The sequence below is a fragment of the Pseudomonas putida genome (assembly GCA_041071465.1).
Lineage (GTDB): Bacteria > Pseudomonadota > Gammaproteobacteria > Pseudomonadales > Pseudomonadaceae > Aquipseudomonas > Aquipseudomonas putida_P.
Map to the genome: position 1 here is coordinate 202,333 of CP163498.1, position 19,516 is coordinate 221,848.

The window sequence follows — 19,516 nt, forward strand, 5'->3', positions numbered from 1 at the left end:
GCCAAATAACCGTGGATGGGAACCCATACATGAACACAACCAGCAGTACCGCCTATAACTACAAGGTGGTCCGCCAATTCGCCATCATGACGGTGGTGTGGGGAATCGTCGGGATGGGGCTCGGCGTCTTCATCGCCGCCCAGCTCGCCTGGCCGTCCCTCAACTTCGACCTCCCCTGGACCAGTTTCGGCCGCCTGCGCCCCCTGCATACCAATGCGGTGATCTTCGCGTTCGGCGGCTGCGCACTGTTCGCCACCTCCTATTATTCGGTGCAACGCACCTGCCAGACCACCCTGTTCGCACCGGGCCTGGCCGCGTTTACGTTCTGGGGCTGGCAACTGGTTATCCTGCTGGCGGCCATCAGCCTGCCGCTGGGCTACACCAGCTCCAAGGAATACGCCGAACTGGAATGGCCGATCGACATTCTGATCACCATCGTCTGGGTGGGCTACGCCATCGTGTTCTTTGGCACGCTGATGAAGCGCAACACCAAACACATCTACGTCGGCAACTGGTTCTTCGGCGCCTTCATCCTGACCGTGGCGCTGCTGCACATCGTCAACAACCTGGAGCTGCCGGTCAGCCTGACCAAATCCTATTCGGTCTACGCAGGCGCCACCGATGCCATGGTGCAGTGGTGGTACGGCCATAACGCGGTGGGCTTCTTCCTGACCGCAGGCTTCCTGGGGATGATGTACTACTACGTGCCCAAGCAGGCCGAACGGCCGGTGTATTCGTATCGCTTGTCGATCGTGCACTTCTGGGCGCTGATCACCCTGTACATCTGGGCCGGCCCGCACCACCTGCACTACACCGCCCTGCCCGATTGGGCGCAGTCGCTGGGCATGGTGATGTCGCTGATCCTGCTGGCGCCAAGCTGGGGCGGCATGATCAACGGCATGATGACCCTGTCGGGCGCCTGGCACAAACTGCGCAGCGACCCGATCCTGCGCTTCCTGGTGGTGTCGCTGGCGTTCTACGGCATGTCCACCTTCGAAGGGCCAATGATGGCCATCAAGACGGTCAACGCCCTGTCCCACTACACCGACTGGACCATCGGCCACGTCCACGCCGGCGCCCTCGGCTGGGTAGCGATGATCTCGATCGGCGCGCTGTACCACACCATTCCCAAAGTGTTCGGCAAAGAACGCATGTACAGCCTCGGCCTGATCAATGCGCACTTCTGGCTGGCCACCATTGGTACCGTGCTGTACATCGCCTCGATGTGGGTCAACGGCATCGCCCAGGGCCTGATGTGGCGCGCGGTCAACAGCGACGGCACGCTCACCTACTCGTTCGTGGAAACCTTGGTGGCCAGCCACCCAGGCTTCGTCGTGCGCTTCGTCGGCGGCGCGATCTTCCTCAGCGGCATGTTCCTGATGGCCTGGAACACCTGGCGCACCGTGCGTTCGCCAGCGCTTGACGTCGCCCCTGCGAACGCCCAGTTGGCTTGAGGAGAAACGCCTGATGAAACATGAAGTCATCGAGAAAAACGTCGGCCTGATGGCCCTGCTGATGGTATTTGCCGTCAGCATCGGCGGCCTGACCCAGATCGTCCCGCTGTTCTTCCAGGACGTCACCAACAAACCGGTCGAAGGCATGAAGCCCTATACCGCGCTGCAACTGGAAGGCCGCGATGTCTACATCCGCGAAGGTTGCGTGGGCTGCCACTCGCAGATGATCCGCCCGTTCCGTGCCGAAACCGAGCGGTACGGCCACTACTCGGTGGCCGGTGAAAGCGTGTGGGACCACCCGTTCCTGTGGGGCTCCAAGCGCACCGGGCCGGACCTGGCCCGGGTCGGTGGCCGCTACTCGGACGACTGGCACCGTGCGCACCTGTACAACCCGCGCAACGTGGTACCGGAGTCGAAGATGCCGTCCTACCCGTGGCTGGTTGCCCAGCAGGTCGACAACAGCCACACCGACGTCAAGATGCGCACCCTGCGCACCCTGGGCGTGCCGTACACCGACGACGACATTGCCGGCGCCCGTGAAGCGGTCAAAGGCAAGACCGAGATGGACGCACTGGTCGCCTACCTGCAGGTGCTCGGCACCGCGATCAAGAACAAGAGGTGAGTGCGATGGAAATGGACATCGGCATGATCCGCGGTGTGGGCACCCTGGTGGTGATGATTGCCTTTATCGGCCTCACCCTGTGGGTCTTCAACCGCCGCCGCGACCGTGATTTCGCCGAAGCGCGCCTGCTGCCCTTCGTCGACGACCGCCTGCCCCCTGCCGGGCAGGAGCCTGCTGCAAAAAGGAGTAACGGGCAATGACCACCTTCTGGAGTACGTACATCAGCGTACTGACCATCGGTAGCCTGATTGGCCTGACCTGGCTACTGCTCGCCACGCGCAAGGGCCAGAGCAACAACACCACCGACGAGACCATGGGCCACAGCTTCGACGGCATCGAGGAGTACGACAACCCGCTGCCCAAGTGGTGGTTCTGGCTGTTCGTGGGCACCTTGGCGTTCTCGGTCGGCTACCTGATCCTCTACCCGGGCCTGGGCAACTGGAAAGGCATCCTGCCGGGCTATGAAAATGGCTGGACTGGCGCCAACGAATGGCAGAAGGAAATGGACAAGGCCGATGCCAGGTTCGGTCCGATCTTCGCCAAATACGCCGCCATGCCCGTAGAAGAAGTGGCGAAGGACCCGCAGGCGCTGAAAATGGGCAGCCGCCTGTTCGCCTCCAACTGCTCGGTGTGCCACGGTTCCGACGCCAAGGGCGCCTTCGGCTTCCCCAACCTCACCGACAATGACTGGCGCTGGGGCGGCGATCCGGAAACCATCAAGACCACCATCATGAGCGGTCGCCATGGCGTGATGCCGGCCTGGGCCGAAGTGATCGGTGACCAGGGCGTGGCCGACGTGGCTGCGTTCGTGGTCAGCAAACTCGACGGCCGCACACTGCCTGAGGGGGCAAAGGCCGATGTGGAGAACGGGCAGAAGATCTTCGCAGCCAACTGCGTGGCCTGCCACGGGCCGGAAGGTAAAGGTACGCCTGCCATGGGCGCACCGAACCTGACCCACCCGCAGGCGTTCATCTATGGCTCGAGCTTTGCCCAGCTGCAGCAGACCATTCGTTATGGTCGCCAGGGGCAAATGCCGGCGCAGGCCGAGATCCAAGGGAATGACAAGGTGCACCTGCTGGCGGCTTACGTGTATAGCCTGTCGCAGGGTGGTTCGGCTGAGACCGTGACGGCCAAGTGAGTTCGCCGAAAGGGATTTGCCAAGTGAGTCCGCCGAAAGGCATTTGCCGCCTGTGAGATCGAGCGCCGCCCGCGCGGCGCTTCGCGGGTAAACCCGCTCCTACGTTTGTTTCGGGCCAGTCCCTCCTGCACCAGTCGCGCGCGACCGCCTTGTTTGTACGACGCGATATCGAGACATGCGCCAAGGCGGTCGCGCGCAAATCTCACAGGAATAATTGGCCCGAAACAAACGTAGGAGCGGGTTTACCCGCGAAGCGCCGCGCGGGCGGCGCTCGATCTCTGCCCCACCACAACACTCAATCCTTACACCCCCGCCCCACCACAACACCCAATCCTTACCCCCCCGCCCCCATAACCCTCAAGCCTTACACTCCCCCGCCCACTACCAGCCTCAGTCCCCTTCCCTTGCACCCCCACCGAACAGAACTAAGCTTGTTGCCTCAGTGGGCTTCGCTCCGAAAGGACCGATGCAGACACGGCGCGTAGCCTGACGCCGCCCCGAAAAAGCTTGACCGATCGATCAGAAAAAGGTGAAAAACGGTACACATTACAAATATTTATTTGTGTACAATCGTCCAGACCTGATCACTGCGGGACATCAGTGATCGGACCTGGACACGGGTCGGCGTACCAAAGTTGCGTTGCGGTAACCTTGCTGGTTATCAATACTGGCGCCGATTTTTCGACCAACAAGAACATCAAAACCGTGGAACCTTAGAATGAGCACAGCAATCAGTCCGACTGCTTATAACTATAAGGTCGTCCGCCAGTTCGCCATCATGACGGTGGTCTGGGGGATCCTTGGCATGGGCCTCGGCGTCTTCATCGCCTCGCAGCTGGTGTGGCCGCAGCTGAACCTGGACCTTCCCTGGACCAGCTTCGGCCGCCTGCGCCCGCTGCACACCAACCTGGTGATCTTCGCCTTCGGGGGCTGTGCGCTGTTCGGCACCAGCTACTACGTGGTGCAGCGCACCTGCCAGACCCGGCTGATCTCCGACAGCATGGCCGCCTTCACCTTCTGGGGTTGGCAAGCCGTGATCGTCGGCGCGCTGATCACCCTGCCGATGGGCTACACCACCACCAAGGAATACGCCGAGCTCGAGTGGCCGCTGGCGATCCTGCTGGCGATCGTCTGGGTTACCTACGGCCTGGTGTTCTTCGGCACCATCGTCAAGCGCAAGACCAAGCACATCTATGTCGGCAACTGGTTCTACGGTGCGTTCATCGTGGTCACCGCGATGCTGCACATCGTCAACCACATCTCGCTGCCGGTGAGCCTGTTCAAGTCGTACTCGGCCTACTCCGGCGCCACCGACGCGATGATCCAGTGGTGGTACGGCCACAACGCCGTGGGCTTTTTCCTCACCACCGGTTTCCTGGGGATGATGTACTACTTCGTGCCCAAGCAGGCCGAGCGGCCGATCTACTCGTATCGCTTGTCGATCGTGCACTTCTGGGCGCTGATCACCCTGTACATCTGGGCCGGCCCGCACCACCTGCACTACACCGCCCTGCCTGACTGGGCGCAGTCGTTGGGCATGGTGATGTCGATCATCCTGCTGGCGCCAAGCTGGGGCGGCATGATCAACGGCATGATGACCCTGTCGGGCGCCTGGCACAAACTGCGCACCGACCCGATCCTGCGCTTCCTGGTGGTGTCGCTGGCGTTCTACGGCATGTCCACCTTCGAAGGCCCGATGATGGCCATCAAGACCGTGAACTCACTGTCGCACTACACCGACTGGACCATCGGCCACGTCCACGCCGGCGCCCTCGGCTGGGTGGCAATGATTTCGATCGGCGCCGTGTACCACATGATCCCGAAACTCTACGGCCGCGAGCAGATGCACAGCATCGGCCTGATCAACGCGCACTTCTGGCTGGCCACCATCGGCACCGTACTGTACATCGCCTCGATGTGGGTCAACGGCATCACCCAGGGCCTGATGTGGCGCGCCATCAACGATGACGGCACCCTCACCTACTCCTTCGTCGAAGCCCTGCAGGCCAGCCACCCCGGCTACATCGTCCGCGCCCTGGGCGGTGCGTTCTTCGCCAGCGGCATGCTGCTGATGGCCTACAACGTGTTCCGTACCGTACGTGCCGCCAACCCGGCACAGGCTGAAGAGGCCGCCAAGATCGTCGTTGTGGGAGCGCACTGATGAAGCATGAAGCCGTCGAGAAGAACATAGGCCTGCTGGCCTTCTTCATGGTCATCGCCGTGAGCGTCGGTGGCCTGACCCAGATCGTCCCGCTGTTTTTCCAGGACGTCACCAACAAGCCGGTCGAGGGCATGAAGCCGCGCACCGCGCTGGAGCTGGAAGGCCGCGATATCTACATCCGCGAAGGCTGCGTAGGCTGTCACTCGCAGATGATCCGCCCGTTCCGTGCCGAAACCGAGCGGTACGGCCATTACTCGGTAGCCGGTGAAAGCGTGTGGGATCACCCGTTCCTGTGGGGCTCCAAGCGTACCGGGCCGGACTTGGCCCGCGTCGGCGGCCGCTACTCCGATGACTGGCACCGTGCGCACCTGTACAACCCGCGCAACGTGGTACCGGAATCGAAGATGCCGTCCTACCCGTGGCTGGTCGAGAACAAGCTCGACGGCAAAGACACCGCGAAAAAGATGGAAGTGCTGCGCACACTCGGCACCCCGTACACCGACGCCGACATTGCCGGCGCACGTGACGCGGTCAAGGGCAAGACCGAAATGGACGCCATCGTCGCGTACCTGCAGGGTCTTGGCACCATCATCAAGAGCAAACGGTGACGCTGATGGATATCGGGATGATTCGCGGCCTGGGCACCGTCGTGGTGATGGTGGCCTTCGTGGGCCTGGCGCTGTGGGTGTTCAACCCACGGCGTAAAAAGGACTTCGACGAAGCGACCCAACTGCCCTTCGCGGATGACCCCGAGGCCACTCGGCACGTCGAGCAAGCAAAAGCTTCTGGGAGCAAACAACAATGACAACCTTCTGGAGTCTGTACGTTACCGTCCTGACCCTGGGCACCATCTTCTCGTTGACCTGGCTGCTGCTGTCGACCCGCAAGGGCCAGCGCGAAGAGGTTACCGACGAAACCGTCGGGCATGCCTTCGATGGCATCGAGGAATACGACAACCCGCTGCCGAAATGGTGGTTCTGGCTGTTCGTCGGCACCATCATCTTCGCCCTCGGCTACCTGGTGCTGTACCCGGGCCTGGGCAACTGGAAAGGCGTCCTGCCGGGCTATTCGTACCTGGATAACGACAAGCAGACCGAGTTTTCCAACGGCCAGCCGGGCTGGACCGGCGTGCACGAATGGGAAAAGGAAATGGCCAAGGCCGACGCCCGTTTCGGGCCGATCTTCGCCAAGTTCGCGGCGATGCCGATCGAAGACGTAGCCAAGGACCCACAGGCATTGAAAATGGGTGCGCGGCTGTTCGCCTCCAACTGTTCGGTGTGCCACGGCTCCGACGCCAAGGGCGCCTTCGGCTTCCCCAACCTGACCGACAACGACTGGCGCTGGGGCGGCGAACCGGACACCATCAAGACCACCATCATGGGCGGTCGCCATGGCGTGATGCCGGCCTGGGCCGAAGTGATCGGTGACCAGGGCGTGGCCGACGTGGCTGCATTCGTGGTCAGCAAACTCGATGGCCGCACACTGCCTGAGGGTGCGAAGGCCGATGTGGAGAACGGGCAGAAGATCTTCGCAGCCAACTGCGTGGCCTGCCACGGGCCGGAAGGCAAAGGCACGCCCGCCATGGGCGCACCGAACCTGACCCACCCGCAGGCGTTCATCTACGGCTCGAGCTTTGCCCAATTGCAGCAGACTATCCGTTATGGCCGCCAGGGGCAGATGCCGGCCCAGGAACAGCTGCAGGGCAACGACAAGGTGCACTTGCTGGCGGCTTATGTGTACAGCCTGTCGCACCAGGCTGAGCCGGCCAAGGCTGAGTAAGGCAGGCCTGGCCTGTTCGCGGGTAAACCCGCTCCTACAAGGATCCTGTGTAGGAGCGGGTTTACCCGCGAACAGGCCGGTACTGGCACAGCATTTCTCGCAGGCTGATGACCTGGATCAATTGACACCCGCCATAACACGTTTCATACCACGAACCCAACGCGACTAAAGGTCGCAGTGCGATCCCATACCGCCCTCAGCGGCGTATCATGGACCGCAGAGCGCTAGCAGATTGCGCGAGACTGCGGCCCGCACGCACAGGCCGCGGCGTTTCTCCACTGCCGTGGGACTTGATGATGAGCAAGCAAATTCCGGTACATGATGTCACCCCGCCTGCCAGCAAAGGGAAGGATTCCGTCGACCTCTACGCTTCCCGGGAAAAGATCTACACCCGCGCCTTCACCGGCCTGTTCCGTCGCCTACGCATGGTTGGGGGTGCCGCACTGTTCCTGCTGTACTTCGGCACCGTGTGGCTGAACTGGGGAGGGCACCAGGCCGTGTGGTGGAACCTGCCCGAACGCAAGTTCTACATCTTCGGCGCCACCATCTGGCCGCAAGACTTCATCCTGCTCTCGGGCATTCTCATCGTCGCCGCCTTCGGCCTGTTCTTCATCACTGTGTTCGCCGGCCGGGTGTGGTGTGGCTACACCTGCCCGCAAAGCGTGTGGACCTGGATTTTCATGTGGTGCGAAAAGGTCACCGAGGGTGACCGCAACCAGCGCATGAAGCTCGACAAAGCCCCCATGAGCGGCAACAAGTTCCTGCGCAAATTCACCAAGCACAGCCTGTGGCTGCTGATCGGCTTTGTCACCGGCATGACCTTTGTCGGCTACTTTTCGCCGATCCGTGAGCTGGTGGTCGAATTCTTCACGGGCCAGGCCGATGGCTGGGCCTACTTCTGGGTCGGTTTCTTCACCCTCGCCACCTACGGCAACGCCGGCTGGCTGCGCGAACAGGTGTGTGTGTACATGTGCCCGTATGCACGTTTCCAGAGTGTGATGTTCGACAAGGACACACTGATCGTGTCCTACGACCCGCGCCGTGGCGAAACCCGCGGCCCGCGCAAGAAAGATACCGACTACAAAGCCCAGGGCCTGGGTGACTGCATCGACTGCACCATGTGCGTGCAGGTCTGCCCGACCGGCATCGACATCCGTGACGGCCTGCAAATCGAGTGCATCGGCTGCGCAGCCTGCATCGACGCCTGCGACAGCATCATGGACAAGATGAACTACCCCAAAGGGCTGATCAGCTACACCACCGAGCACAACCTGTCCGGGCAAAAGACCCACCTGCTGCGCCCGCGTCTGATCGGCTATGCCGTGGTACTGCTGGTGATGATGATCGGGCTGGCGACGGCCTTCGCCACCCGTTCGCTGGTCGGTTTCGACGTCAGCAAAGACCGCGTGCTGTACCGCGAAAACGCCCAGGGCCGGATCGAGAACGTGTACAGCCTGAAGGTAATGAACAAGGATCAGCGCGATCACGTCTACGTGCTGGACGCCGCCGGCCTGCCAGACCTCAAGCTCGAAGGCCAGCGCGAGATCCGCGTGGCCGCCGGTGACATCGTCAGCCTTCCCGTGCAGCTGTCGGTTGCCCCCGAGAAGCTGCCATCGACCACCAACGAAATCACCTTCATCCTCAAGAGCGCCGACGACAGCGACGCCCAGGTTGAAGCCAAGAGCCGTTTCATCGGCCCACAGATCCGCTAAGAGAGATAACGCACAATGCCTGCCGCCACCGCCGCCAGCCCCTGGTACAAGCACCTCTGGCCCTGGATCATCATCGGCATTCTCACCACCTCGGTGTGCCTGAGCCTGACCATGGTCAGCATCGCTGTGCACAACCCGGACAACCTGGTGAATGACAACTACTACGAGGCCGGCAAGGGCATCAACCGCTCGCTGGACCGCGAGCTGCTGGCGCAGCAGCTGGGCCTGAAAGCCAGCGTGCATCTGGACGAACTGACCGGCGAAGTGGACCTGCGCCTGACCGGTAGCAGTGGCCCGCAAAACCTGGAGCTGAACCTGATTTCGCCGACCCAGCCAGAGAAGGACCGCAAGGTGCTGCTGAGCCGTGTCGAAGCAGGGCGCTATGTGGGACAACTGGAGGACAAGGTCGACGGGCGGCGCTTTGTGGAACTGCTGGGCAGCGAAGGGGGCCAGGTGTGGCGCCTGTTCGAAGAGGAAAAAGTGGCGCATGGTGTGACCTTGCAGTTGGGTGACGAAGCCCTTCAAGGCGCCGAACACCAGTAATGATTCCTGGTATGAATGGGGGCGCTTTGCGCCCCTTTCGCGACGCAAGGCCGCTCCCACAGGAGAACGCATGCTTCTGTGGGAGCGGCCTTGCGTCGCGAAAGGGCGGCGAAGCAGCCCCGGCGATCTCACGACATAAGACTGTTCCAAAATGACCCAGCCCACCCCCTGCTACCACTGCGCCCTGCCCGTCCCGGCCGGCAGCCGCTTCACCGCCGTGGTCCTCGGCCAGCCGCGACAGTTCTGCTGCCCCGGTTGCCAGGCGGTGGCTGAGTCGATCGTCGCGGGTGGCCTGGAACATTACTACCAGCACCGCAGCGACAACAGCGCCAACCCCGAAGCCCTGCCCAAGCAACTGCAGGACGAACTGGCCCTATACGACCGCAGCGACGTGCAGCAAACCTTCGTCCGCCACCAGGGCGAGCTGGCCGAAACCACCTTGCTTGTCGAGGGCATCAGCTGCGCCGCCTGCGGCTGGCTGATCGAAAAGCACTTGCGCAACCTGCCCGGTGTCGCCGAAGCCCGGTTGAACCTGTCCAACCACCGCCTGGCGCTGAACTGGGACGACAAGCAGCTGCCGCTGTCACGCTTGCTCGCCGAACTTCGCCAGATCGGCTACGCCGCCCACCCCTACCAGCCTGACCAAGCCGCCGAGCAATTGGCCCGGGAAAACCGCAGCGCCCTACGCCGCCTGGGCGTGGCCGGGCTGCTGTGGTTCCAGGCGATGATGGCGACCATGGCCACTTGGCCGGAATTCAACATCGACCTGACACCCGAGTTGCACACGATCCTGCGCTGGGTGGCGCTGTTCCTGACCATTCCCATCGTGTTCTACAGCTGCGCGCCCTTCTTCAAGGGCGCGGCGCGCGACTTGCGAACGCGCCACCTGACCATGGACGTTTCGGTGTCGCTGGCCATTGGCCTGGCGTTCGGCGCCGGCATCTGGACAGCCATCACTGGCAGCGGCGAGCTTTATTTCGACACGGTGGGCATGTTCGCCCTGTTCCTGCTGACCGGCCGCTACCTGGAGCGCCGCGCCCGCGAGCGCACAGCGGCGGCCACTGCGCAGCTGGTCAACCTGCTGCCCGCCTCATGCCTGCGCCTGGACGCCATCGGGCGCAGCGAACGCATCCTGCTCAGCGAGTTACAGTGCGGCGACACCGTGCAGGTGCTGCCCGGCGCGGTCATCCCTGCCGACGGGCGCATCGTCGAGGGCCGCTCCAGCGTCGACGAATCGCTGCTGACCGGCGAGTATCTGCCGCAACCACGCCGGGTGGGTGAGCGGGTCACTGGCGGTACGCTGAACGTTGAAAGCGCGCTGAATGTGGAAGTGGAAGCCCTCGGCCATGACTCACGCTTGTCGGCCATCGTCCGCCTGCTGGAACGCGCCCAGACCGAAAAACCGCGCCTGGCGGAAATTGCCGACCGCGCCTCGCAGTGGTTCCTGCTGTTCTCGCTACTGGCCTCGGTAGCCATCGGCCTGTGGTGGTGGCACCTGGATCCGGCACGGGCGTTCTGGATCGTGCTGGCCATGCTCGTGGCCACCTGCCCTTGTGCCCTGTCTTTGGCTACGCCAACCGCACTGACCGCCGCCACCGGAACCCTGCACAAGCTTGGTCTGCTGGTCACCCGCGGCCACGTGCTGGAAGGCCTGAACCACATCGACACGGTGATTTTCGACAAGACCGGCACACTGACCGAAGGCCGCCTGACCTTGCGCAGCATCCGCCCGCTCGGCAGCCAGGCCGCCGACCGCTGCCTGGCCCTGGCCGCGGCGCTGGAAAACCGCTCCGAACACCCCATCGCTCGCGCCTTTGGTCGTACCGCCACGCCTGCCGATGACGTACAGAGCGTACCCGGCCTGGGCCTGGAGGGGCTGGTCGACGGCCAGCGCCTGCGCATTGGTCAGGCTACCTTCGTCTGCGCCTTGAGTGGTGCGGAAATCCCCGCTGTGCCCGCGCCTCGCGGCCAGTGGCTGCTGCTGGGCGACCGCCAGGGGCCACTGGCCTGGTTCGGCCTGGATGACCGTCTGCGCGACGATGCCCCGGCCCTGCTCGCTGCCTGCAAGGCGCGCGGCTGGCACACCCTGCTGCTGTCGGGCGACAGCTCGCCGATGGTTGCCGAAGTGGCCGCGCAGCTGGGTATCGAGCAGGCCATTGGCGGCCTGCGCCCGGATGACAAACTGGACCGCCTGAAAGCCCTGCAGGCTGACGGGCGCAAGGTGCTGATGCTCGGCGACGGGGTCAACGATGTACCGGTACTGGCCGCCGCCGATATCAGCATCGCCATGGGCAGCGCCACCGACCTGGCCAAGACCAGTGCCGACGCCGTCTTGCTGTCCAACCGCCTGCAAGCGCTGGTGCAGGCGTTCGAGCTGGCCCGCCGCACCCGCCGCAACATCCTCGAGAACCTGCTGTGGGCGACCCTGTATAATGGCCTGATGTTGCCGTTCGCCGCGCTCGGCTGGATCACGCCGGTGTGGGCCGCCATCGGCATGTCGGTCAGCTCGCTGATCGTGGTGCTCAATGCCTTGCGCCTGACCCGTATGCCAGTGGCCTCGGGCCCGCTGCCCCACGAAGCCCCTTTACCCGGGAGGAAGTCGCCATGCCCGCCCTCTATGTCATGATCCCGGCAGCCCTGCTGCTGGTCGGCGTGGCCGTGTACATCTTCTTCTGGGCGGTCGACAGCGGTCAGTACGATGACCTTGAAGGCCCCGCCCACAGCATCCTGTTCGACGATCAGGACCCGCGCCACCAGGCGGCAGTGAAGCTTGACGATGCCCCGGCCGACACCGACAAGGAACCACCGCCCCGTGCCTGACCTGCTTGCGCTGCTGGGCTCGGCACTGGTCCTTGGCCTGCTAGGGGGCGGTCACTGCCTGGGCATGTGCGGTGGCCTGATGGGCGCACTGACCTTGGCCATCCCCCCCGAACAACGCGGCAAGCGCTTGCGCCTGTTGCTGGCGTACAACCTGGGGCGCATTTTCAGCTATGCCTGCGCCGGCCTGTTGCTGGGCCTGGCCGGCTGGGCCGTGGCCAGCAGCCCGGCAGCGCTGGCGCTGCGGGTGGCTGCAGCGCTGCTGCTGATTGCCATGGGCCTGTACCTGGCCGGCTGGTGGAGCGGGCTGACCCGTATCGAGGCGCTGGGCCGCGGGTTGTGGCGGCATATCCAGCCGATGGCGTCGCGCTTGCTGCCGGTGTCCAGCCTGCCCCGGGCGTTGCTGCTGGGCGCCTTGTGGGGCTGGCTGCCGTGCGGTTTGGTGTACAGCACCCTGCTGTGGGCCGCCAGCCAGGGCAACGCCGGGTACAGCGCGGTATTGATGCTCGCGTTCGGGTTGGGCACCTGGCCGGTGTTGCTGGCAACCGGGCTGGCTGCCGAACGGGTAAACGCCCTGTTGCGGCGACGCAGCGTGCGCGTGGCGGGCGGTGTGCTGGTGATGCTATTCGGTGTCTGGACTCTGCCGGGCCCACACCAGCACTGGCTGATGGGGCATTGACGGGGGCTGCAAAGCAGCCCCAATGCCCTTGATACAAATCAACACAGTTTCCTACAGACGGCCATAGACTCCGGTGCACTGCTGCTCTTTCCGGGACTACCCTCATGCTCGACGACCTCCGTTGGGATACCGACCTGATCCGCCGCTACGATCTCGCCGGGCCACGCTACACCTCTTACCCAACCGCCGTGCAACTGCACAGCGAGGTGGGTTCGTTCGACCTGCTCAACGCCCTGCGCGAGAGCCGACGGGCCGTGCGCCCGCTGTCGCTGTACGTGCATGTGCCGTTCTGCGCCAACATCTGCTACTACTGCGCCTGCAACAAGGTCATCACCAAAGACCGTGCGCGCGCTGCGCCCTACCTGCAGCGCCTGGAGCAGGAAATCCAGCTGATCGCCTGCCACCTGGACCCTAAACAACGTGTTGAACAGCTGCATTTTGGCGGCGGCACACCGACCTTCCTCAGCCATGTGGAACTGCGCCAGCTGATGGCCACCCTGCGCCAGCACTTCCACCTGCTGGACGACGATTCCGGCGACTACGGCATCGAGATCGACCCTCGCGAAGCCGACTGGTCGACCATGGGCCTGCTTCGCGAACTGGGCTTCAACCGCGTCAGCCTGGGTGTACAGGACCTCGACCCGGCCGTGCAGCGCGCGATCAACCGCCTGCAGAGCCTGGAGCAGACCCGCACCTTGATCGAGGCTGCGCGCACGCTGCAGTTTCGCTCGGTCAACCTCGACTTGATCTACGGCCTGCCCAAGCAAACCCCGGAAGGCTTTGCCCGCACTGTCGAAGAGGTGATCCGCCTGCAGCCCGACCGCCTGTCGGTGTTCAACTACGCTCACCTTCCCGAACGCTTCATGCCGCAACGGCGCATCGACAGCAACGACCTGCCCAGCGCCGCCGCCAAGCTTGAGATGCTGCACGCCACCATCGACCAACTGACCGCCGCCGGTTACCGCTACATCGGCATGGACCACTTCGCCCTGCCCGACGACGAACTGGCCATTGCCCAGGAAGAAGGTACCTTGCAGCGCAACTTCCAGGGCTACACCACCCACGGGCACTGCGACCTGATTGGCCTGGGCGTGTCGGCGATCAGCCAGATCGGCGACCTGTACTGCCAGAACAGCAGTGACCTCAACACCTACCAGGACAGCCTGTCCAACGCCCAGCTGGCCACCCAGCGCGGCTTGCTGTGCAACCACGACGACCGCATACGCCGGGCAGTGATCCAGCAACTGATCTGCCATTTCGAGCTGGATTTCGAACCCATCGAACAGGCTTTCACCCTGGATTTTCGCGGTTACTTCAACGACCTCTGGCCCGAGCTGCTGACCTTGCAGCGCGACGGCCTGATCAGCCTGGACGACAAGGGCATTCGCATCCTGCCCGCCGGCCGGCTGCTGGCGCGCTCGGTATGCATGGTGTTCGACGCCTATCTGGCGATGCACAACCGCCAGCGCTTCTCGCGAGTGATCTGAAAAACAAGGCGTTCAACCGCATGGACAAGCTTCCTTGTCAGGCACACTATGAGCACACAAGGACTCCCGGCAGGCCACCTGCCGGGGTTTCGCCAGCGCGCACCATCACCGCGCACACTGGCCTACACCCTGTGTCGTGAGTTACCCTTACGACTTATGTGTGCTTTCCCACAAGGATCGATTCAAATGTCCGAGCCAGTCAAACTGCGCCCACACAACCAGGCCCATTGCAAGGATTGCAGCCTGGCCCCCCTGTGCCTGCCTCTTTCGCTGAACCTGGAAGACATGGACGCACTGGATGAAATCGTCAAACGCGGGCGGCCGCTCAAGAAAGGCGAGTTTCTGTTCCGCCAGGGTGACAGTTTTGGCTCGGTCTACGCAGTACGGTCCGGGGCCCTGAAAACCTTCAGCCTCAGCGACAGCGGCGAAGAGCAGATCACAGGCTTTCACCTGCCCAGCGAACTGGTCGGCCTGTCAGGCATGGATACCGAGGCCTACCCGGTATCGGCCCAGGCCCAGGAAACCACTTCGGTGTGTGAAATCCCCTTCGAGCGGCTGGACGAGCTGTCGGTACAACTGCCACAGCTACGCCGCCAGCTGATGCGGGTAATGAGCCGCGAAATCCGCGACGACCAGCAAATGATGCTGCTGCTGTCGAAAAAAACCGCGGACGAGCGCATTGCCACTTTCCTGGTCAACCTGTCGGCGCGCTTCCGCGCCCGCGGCTATTCGGCCAATCAGTTCCGCCTGAGCATGTCGCGCAACGAAATCGGCAATTACCTTGGCCTGGCGGTAGAAACCGTGTCGCGGGTGTTCACCCGCTTCCAGCAGAACGGCCTGCTGCGCGCCGAGGGCAAGGAAGTGCACATCCTCGACCCGATCCAGCTGTGCGCGCTGGCCGGTGGTGCAATCGAGGCCTGACGCTGGTCTTTAGCGGGTATACTTGGGCATTCGTTTTCCCAGGATACCCGCAACAATGCACAGCGAAGCCTTCGACCTCAAAGCCCTGATCCGCCCGGTAGTGGACTTCCCCAAACCGGGTGTGATCTTCCGCGACATTACCCCGTTGTTCCAGTCGCCACGCGGGCTGCGCTATGTGGCCGATCAGTTCATCGAGCGCTATGTCGAGGCTGAATTCAGCCACATCGGCGCCATGGACGCGCGGGGTTTCCTGATCGGCTCGATCATCGCCCACCAGCTGAACAAGCCGCTGATCCTGTTCCGCAAGCAGGGCAAGCTGCCGGCCGACGTGTTGAGCGAGGGTTACCAGACCGAGTACGGCGAGGCCTTCCTGGAAGTGCATGCCGACAGCCTGTGTGAAGGCGACTCGGTGCTGATCTTCGATGACCTGATTGCTACTGGCGGTACGCTGCTGGCGGCGGCCAACCTGGTGCGTCGTACTGGGGCGCAGGTGTTCGAGGCGGCAGCGATCATCGACCTGCCGGAACTGGACGGTTCGCGCCGGTTGCAGGCGGCCGGGGTGCCTACCTTCTGCCTGACCGAGTTTTCCCTCAGCGAGTACTGAGCGGGCTGTTGGGGCTGCTTTGCAGCCCATTCGCGGGTAAACCCGCGCCTACAAAGGCCGCATATTTTTTGTAGGCGCGGGTTTACCCGCGAATGGGCCGCCAAGCGACCCCAATGAATCAGAGCGAAATGGGCCGGCGCCCTGCAAAGGCATGGGCCAAGGTACCACCGTCCACCATCTCCAGCTCACCGCCCAGCGGCACACCATGGGCAATGCGAGACGCCACCAAGCCTTTCTCGCTCAGCAACTGGGCAATGTAATGCGCCGTCGCCTCCCCCTCCACCGTCGGGTTGGTCGCCAGGATCACCTCGGTAAAGGTGCCCTGCTCTTCGATCCGCGCCATCAGCTGCGGAATACCGATCGCCTCAGGCCCCAGGCCATCCAGCGGCGACAGGTGCCCCTTGAGCACGAAGTAACGGCCACGGTAGCCCGTCTGCTCCACCGCATACACATCGGTCGGCCCCTCGACCACGCACAACTGGGTGTCGTCACGGCGCGGGTCGGCGCACTGCGGGCACAGTTCCTGCTCGGTGAGGGTGCGACACTGGCGGCAATGCCCTACCCCTTCCATGGCCTGGGTCAAGGCCTGAGCCAGGCGCAGCCCGCCACTGCGGTCGCGCTCGAGCAGTTGCAGGGCCATGCGCTGGGCGGTTTTCTGGCCAACGCCTGGCAAGATGCGCAGGCCGTCGATCAGTTGGCGGATGAGAGGGCTGAAGCTCATGGGAAAGGCCTGACAATTCAATAAGAGGCGGTTTATACCCAGCGGGGGCGGTGGCGTCAAATCACCTCGCCCAAAGCCTGCAAGGTCTGCTTTTTTGTGGGAGCGGCCTTGTGTCGCGAAAGGGCTGCTAAGCAGCCCCGGCACTCTATGCTGCAAAGCTGGAATCCGGGGGCCGCTTCGCGCCCCTTTCGCGACACAAGGCCGCCCCCACATAAAGAGCAGACCGCAGCCGGGTGAAATCTACGCAAAAAAAAAACGCCGCTGAAATCAGCGGCGTTTTTGAGTACCTCAATGCCTTAGAACGGCATCTTGAAGCCTGGCGGCAGCTGCATGCCGGCGGTCATGCCGCCCATCTTTTCCTGGCTGCTTTGCTCAACCTTGCGCACGGCGTCGTTCAGCGCAGCGGCAATGAGGTCCTCCAGAACTTCCTTGTCGTCTTCATCAGTCGACATCAGGCTCTGGTCGATGCTGACGCGTTTGACGTCGTGACGACCGGTCATCACCACGCTCACCAGACCGCCACCGGACTGACCGGTGACTTCGGCGTTGGCCAGTTCTTCCTGCATCTTCTGCATTTTTTCCTGCATCTGCTGGGCCTGCTTCATCAGGCCGGCCATGCCACCTTTCATCATGGGGTATACCTCGATTGGGTCGTGTGATGCGGCCCGGCACCGGGCCGGCCGCATGGTTATCCGTTACTGGCCCTGACTGGCCAGGGCTTCTACAGGCTCAATAGTATCCTGCCGCACCTTGGCGCCGAACAACTTGATCATCTGCTGGATCAACGGATCCTGCTCGATCGACGCGACGGCGTCCTGCTGACGCTCGGCACGCTTGCGCGCTGCGGCCTGAGCCGGGGTTTCCTGCTCGGGCAGGATCAGCTCGATACGCAGGTTCAGCGTGCGCCCCAAGTGCTGGTTGAGCGCTTCGTTCAGGCGCCGCTGCTGGGTGGCGTTGAACAACGCACCCTGGCCCGGGTCCAGATGCAGCAACCAGTCGTCGCCATCGGCGGCAATCAGCGTACAGTTTGCCGCGATGTTGCCTGTCATCCCGGACACAGGCAACTGTGGGAATAATTCCAGCCATTGCAGGGCCAGGCCGGTGGCCGGCTTGGCTGCCGGCAACGGTTCGGCCGCCGGTTTGGACACGTCTTCCTGAACATGTTCGGCCAGCTCGTCCAGGTAGCTGAAGCCTGCCGGATCGCTTTCGCCGCCGTAATAGTCTTCGTCAAGCGGCGGCTCATCGTCGCGCTCCATCCCCACGGCAGCGTAGGCAGACGGGTCGAAAGGCGGCTCGTCGTGTGCCGGGGTGGCCTGTGGGGGCGCCACCGGGGCAACAGGCTCGGGCTCGGGCTCGGGCGCGGGTGCCGGTTCGGGCGCGAGTTCAGCCGCTAACGGCGCGGGCGCAACGGCACGCTCTTCCCACGGCAAGTCGACCACTTCGGCAACAGGCTCAGGTACGGAGATGGCCTCGGCTTCGGCCTTCAGCTCAACATCTGCCTCGGCCTCCGGCTCATGATCAGCCGTCGCGGGTGCAGGCACCTCCAGCTGCGGGGCTTGCGCTACAGGCTCCGCCGGCACAGCCGCGACAGGCGATGAAAGCGCGACCGGCGCCGCGGCTGCCACCTGCCCTGCAGGATCAGCTGTGGCCTGGCTGATCCCCGTTGGCTTTAGCACCGGCTTCGGTGCGTCGTCCGTGTCTGCCGGGCGGAACGCCAGCATACGCAGCAGCACCATCTCGAAGCCACCGCGCGGGTCCGGTGCAAGGGGCAGGTCACGGCGGCCTATCAGGCCCATCTGATAATAGAACTGCACATCCTCGGCCGGCAGCGCCGAAGCCAGCGCCAATACCCGCTCGCGATCACCCTGGCCGTTGTCTACCGCTTCGGGCAGCGCCTGGGCAATGGCTACACGGTGCAGCACATTGAGCATTTCGGCCAGAACGCCCGACCAGTCCGGCCCTTGCTCGGCCAGATTACGCACGGCCTCCAGCAAAGCCCTGGCATCGCCTTCGAGCAGTGCCTGCAAGACCCCATACACCTGGCCATGGTCGAGGCTACCCAACATGGCACGTACATCGGCGGCCAGTACCTTGCCTTCACCGAAGGCGATGGCCTGGTCGGTCAGGCTCATGGCATCACGCATGGAACCATCGGCCGCACGGCCCAGCAGCCACAGGGCATCTTCCTCGAACGGCACGTTCTCGGCGGCCAGTACGTGGCTGAGGTGCTCCACCACCCGCTCCGGGCTCATGTTCTTCAACGAGAATTGCAGGCAGCGCGACAGGATGGTGGCCGGCAGCTTCTGCGGGTCGGTGGTGGCGAGGATGAACTTGACGTAGGGCGGTGGCTCTTCCAGCGTCTTGAGCAAGGCGTTGAACGAGTGGGTCGAGAGCATGTGCACTTCGTCGATCAGGTAGACCTTGAAGCGCCCACGGCTAGGGGCGTACTGCACGTTATCGAGCAGTTCGCGGGTGTCCTCGACCTTGGTACGGCTGGCGGCGTCAATCTCGATCAGGTCGACAAAACGGCCTTCGTCGATTTCCCGGCACACCGAACAGGTGCCACAGGGCGTGGAGGTGATGCCGGTTTCACAGTTCAGGCACTTGGCGATAATACGGGCGATGGTCGTCTTGCCCACGCCGCGGGTACCGGTGAACAGGTAGGCATGGTGCAGGCGCTGGTTGTCCAAGGCATTGATCAAGGCCTTGAGCACATGGGTCTGGCCGACCATTTCGCGGAACGAGCGCGGACGCCATTTTCGTGCAAGAACCTGATAACTCATCGAAAAACCATCGTAGCCTGATCGAGCGGAAGATCGCTAATGCTAGCGGAGCGGGGGCAAAATTGCACCCTGCGCAACTCGTCTAAGCTTGGAAT

19 protein-coding genes are annotated in these 19,516 nt (G+C 63.3%); 16 read left to right on the plus strand and 3 right to left on the minus strand.

The features are described from left to right. Nucleotides 1-29: 29 nt before the first annotated feature. The 16 genes from ccoN (AB5975_00880) (at nt 30) to AB5975_00955 (ending at nt 15,917) form a co-directional block, all read left to right on the plus strand. Nucleotides 30-1,454, plus strand: coding sequence for a cytochrome-c oxidase, cbb3-type subunit I (ccoN, locus tag AB5975_00880; GenBank protein ID XDR20560.1), 1,425 nt, complete (start codon nt 30-32; stop codon nt 1,452-1,454). A gap of 13 nt (nt 1,455-1,467) precedes the next feature. Further along, entirely contained in the window at nt 1,468-2,076 is a 609-nt protein-coding gene (ccoO, locus tag AB5975_00885) for a cytochrome-c oxidase, cbb3-type subunit II (protein XDR20561.1), read from the plus strand. A gap of 5 nt (nt 2,077-2,081) precedes the next feature. Beyond that, on the plus strand, nt 2,082-2,276 hold the full coding sequence (locus tag AB5975_00890; GenBank protein XDR20562.1) for a cbb3-type cytochrome c oxidase subunit 3: 195 nt from the start codon (nt 2,082-2,084) through the stop codon (nt 2,274-2,276). Then, nucleotides 2,273-3,214, plus strand: coding sequence for a cytochrome-c oxidase, cbb3-type subunit III (gene ccoP, locus AB5975_00895; protein XDR20563.1), 942 nt, complete (start codon nt 2,273-2,275; stop codon nt 3,212-3,214). Before AB5975_00890 ends, ccoP (AB5975_00895) begins: the two co-directional genes overlap by 4 nt. Before the next feature lie 718 nt (nt 3,215-3,932). Further along, complete coding sequence (gene ccoN / locus AB5975_00900; protein XDR20564.1) at nt 3,933-5,375, plus strand: cytochrome-c oxidase, cbb3-type subunit I; 1,443 nt, start codon at nt 3,933-3,935, stop codon at nt 5,373-5,375. Beyond that, nucleotides 5,375-5,983 carry a cytochrome-c oxidase, cbb3-type subunit II gene (gene ccoO / locus AB5975_00905; protein ID XDR20565.1) on the plus strand — a complete coding sequence of 203 codons (609 nt, stop codon included), beginning with the start codon at nt 5,375-5,377 and terminating at the stop codon, nt 5,981-5,983. The genes ccoN (AB5975_00900) and ccoO (AB5975_00905) overlap by 1 nt, the downstream gene beginning before the upstream one ends. 5 nt (nt 5,984-5,988) lie before the next feature. After that, entirely contained in the window at nt 5,989-6,180 is a 192-nt protein-coding gene (locus tag AB5975_00910; GenBank protein XDR20566.1) for a CcoQ/FixQ family Cbb3-type cytochrome c oxidase assembly chaperone, read from the plus strand. After that, nucleotides 6,177-7,154, plus strand: coding sequence for a cytochrome-c oxidase, cbb3-type subunit III (gene ccoP / locus AB5975_00915; GenBank protein ID XDR20567.1), 978 nt, complete (start codon nt 6,177-6,179; stop codon nt 7,152-7,154). Before AB5975_00910 ends, ccoP (AB5975_00915) begins: the two co-directional genes overlap by 4 nt. 296 nt (nt 7,155-7,450) lie before the next feature. Then, nucleotides 7,451-8,866, plus strand: a complete 1,416-nt coding sequence (ccoG, locus tag AB5975_00920) for a cytochrome c oxidase accessory protein CcoG (GenBank protein ID XDR20568.1) — start codon at nt 7,451-7,453, stop codon at nt 8,864-8,866. 15 nt (nt 8,867-8,881) lie between these two features. Further along, on the plus strand, nt 8,882-9,409 hold the full coding sequence (locus tag AB5975_00925; GenBank protein ID XDR20569.1) for a FixH family protein: 528 nt from the start codon (nt 8,882-8,884) through the stop codon (nt 9,407-9,409). A 151-nt stretch (nt 9,410-9,560) separates the two neighbouring features. Further along, nucleotides 9,561-12,035: a heavy metal translocating P-type ATPase gene (locus AB5975_00930; GenBank protein XDR20570.1), complete on the plus strand. Its 2,475-nt coding sequence runs from the start codon at nt 9,561-9,563 to the stop codon at nt 12,033-12,035. Further along, nucleotides 12,014-12,229 carry a cbb3-type cytochrome oxidase assembly protein CcoS gene (ccoS, locus tag AB5975_00935; protein XDR20571.1) on the plus strand — a complete coding sequence of 72 codons (216 nt, stop codon included), beginning with the start codon at nt 12,014-12,016 and terminating at the stop codon, nt 12,227-12,229. Before AB5975_00930 ends, ccoS begins: the two co-directional genes overlap by 22 nt. After that, nucleotides 12,222-12,905 (plus strand): sulfite exporter TauE/SafE family protein, encoded by a 684-nt coding sequence (locus AB5975_00940; protein XDR20572.1) that lies wholly within the window; start codon nt 12,222-12,224, stop codon nt 12,903-12,905. Before ccoS ends, AB5975_00940 begins: the two co-directional genes overlap by 8 nt. A gap of 104 nt (nt 12,906-13,009) precedes the next feature. Then, the gene (gene hemN, locus AB5975_00945) at nt 13,010-14,392 is read left to right on the plus strand and encodes an oxygen-independent coproporphyrinogen III oxidase (protein ID XDR20573.1); all 1,383 of its coding nucleotides are present in this window, start codon (nt 13,010-13,012) and stop codon (nt 14,390-14,392) included. 186 nt (nt 14,393-14,578) lie between these two features. Beyond that, on the plus strand, nt 14,579-15,313 hold the full coding sequence (fnrA, locus tag AB5975_00950; protein ID XDR20574.1) for a Crp/Fnr family transcriptional regulator FnrA: 735 nt from the start codon (nt 14,579-14,581) through the stop codon (nt 15,311-15,313). A 55-nt stretch (nt 15,314-15,368) separates the two neighbouring features. Beyond that, complete coding sequence (locus tag AB5975_00955) at nt 15,369-15,917, plus strand: adenine phosphoribosyltransferase (GenBank protein ID XDR20575.1); 549 nt, start codon at nt 15,369-15,371, stop codon at nt 15,915-15,917. A 118-nt stretch (nt 15,918-16,035) separates the two neighbouring features. On the opposite strand, the gene recR is transcribed toward AB5975_00955, so the two are convergent. The 3 genes from recR to dnaX form a co-directional block, all read right to left on the minus strand. Next, entirely contained in the window at nt 16,036-16,638 is a 603-nt protein-coding gene (gene recR / locus AB5975_00960; protein XDR20576.1) for a recombination mediator RecR, read from the minus strand. A gap of 296 nt (nt 16,639-16,934) precedes the next feature. Beyond that, a complete protein-coding gene (locus AB5975_00965) occupies nt 16,935-17,270 on the minus strand; it encodes a YbaB/EbfC family nucleoid-associated protein (protein XDR20577.1) in 336 nt (111 codons plus the stop codon). Between the two features lie 63 nt (nt 17,271-17,333). Next, nucleotides 17,334-19,421, minus strand: coding sequence for a DNA polymerase III subunit gamma/tau (dnaX, locus tag AB5975_00970; protein ID XDR20578.1), 2,088 nt, complete (start codon nt 19,419-19,421; stop codon nt 17,334-17,336). Nucleotides 19,422-19,516 lie beyond the last annotated feature (95 nt).

What these genes read in the sequence shown, in the direction of transcription:
- ccoN (XDR20560.1), top strand. Translation starts at nt 30, where the DNA reads ATGAACACAACCAGCAGTACCGCCTATAACTACAAGGTGGTCCGCCAA.
- ccoO (XDR20561.1), top strand. Translation starts at nt 1,468, where the DNA reads ATGAAACATGAAGTCATCGAGAAAAACGTCGGCCTGATGGCCCTGCTG.
- AB5975_00890 (XDR20562.1), top strand. Translation starts at nt 2,082, where the DNA reads ATGGAAATGGACATCGGCATGATCCGCGGTGTGGGCACCCTGGTGGTG.
- ccoP (XDR20563.1), top strand. Translation starts at nt 2,273, where the DNA reads ATGACCACCTTCTGGAGTACGTACATCAGCGTACTGACCATCGGTAGC.
- ccoN (XDR20564.1), top strand. Translation starts at nt 3,933, where the DNA reads ATGAGCACAGCAATCAGTCCGACTGCTTATAACTATAAGGTCGTCCGC.
- ccoO (XDR20565.1), top strand. Translation starts at nt 5,375, where the DNA reads ATGAAGCATGAAGCCGTCGAGAAGAACATAGGCCTGCTGGCCTTCTTC.
- AB5975_00910 (XDR20566.1), top strand. Translation starts at nt 5,989, where the DNA reads ATGGATATCGGGATGATTCGCGGCCTGGGCACCGTCGTGGTGATGGTG.
- ccoP (XDR20567.1), top strand. Translation starts at nt 6,177, where the DNA reads ATGACAACCTTCTGGAGTCTGTACGTTACCGTCCTGACCCTGGGCACC.
- ccoG (XDR20568.1), top strand. Translation starts at nt 7,451, where the DNA reads ATGAGCAAGCAAATTCCGGTACATGATGTCACCCCGCCTGCCAGCAAA.
- AB5975_00925 (XDR20569.1), top strand. Translation starts at nt 8,882, where the DNA reads ATGCCTGCCGCCACCGCCGCCAGCCCCTGGTACAAGCACCTCTGGCCC.
- AB5975_00930 (XDR20570.1), top strand. Translation starts at nt 9,561, where the DNA reads ATGACCCAGCCCACCCCCTGCTACCACTGCGCCCTGCCCGTCCCGGCC.
- ccoS (XDR20571.1), top strand. Translation starts at nt 12,014, where the DNA reads ATGCCCGCCCTCTATGTCATGATCCCGGCAGCCCTGCTGCTGGTCGGC.
- hemN (XDR20573.1), top strand. Translation starts at nt 13,010, where the DNA reads ATGCTCGACGACCTCCGTTGGGATACCGACCTGATCCGCCGCTACGAT.
- fnrA (XDR20574.1), top strand. Translation starts at nt 14,579, where the DNA reads ATGTCCGAGCCAGTCAAACTGCGCCCACACAACCAGGCCCATTGCAAG.
- AB5975_00955 (XDR20575.1), top strand. Translation starts at nt 15,369, where the DNA reads ATGCACAGCGAAGCCTTCGACCTCAAAGCCCTGATCCGCCCGGTAGTG.
- recR (XDR20576.1), bottom strand. Translation starts at nt 16,638, where the DNA reads ATGAGCTTCAGCCCTCTCATCCGCCAACTGATCGACGGCCTGCGCATC.
- AB5975_00965 (XDR20577.1), bottom strand. Translation starts at nt 17,270, where the DNA reads ATGATGAAAGGTGGCATGGCCGGCCTGATGAAGCAGGCCCAGCAGATG.
- dnaX (XDR20578.1), bottom strand. Translation starts at nt 19,421, where the DNA reads ATGAGTTATCAGGTTCTTGCACGAAAATGGCGTCCGCGCTCGTTCCGC.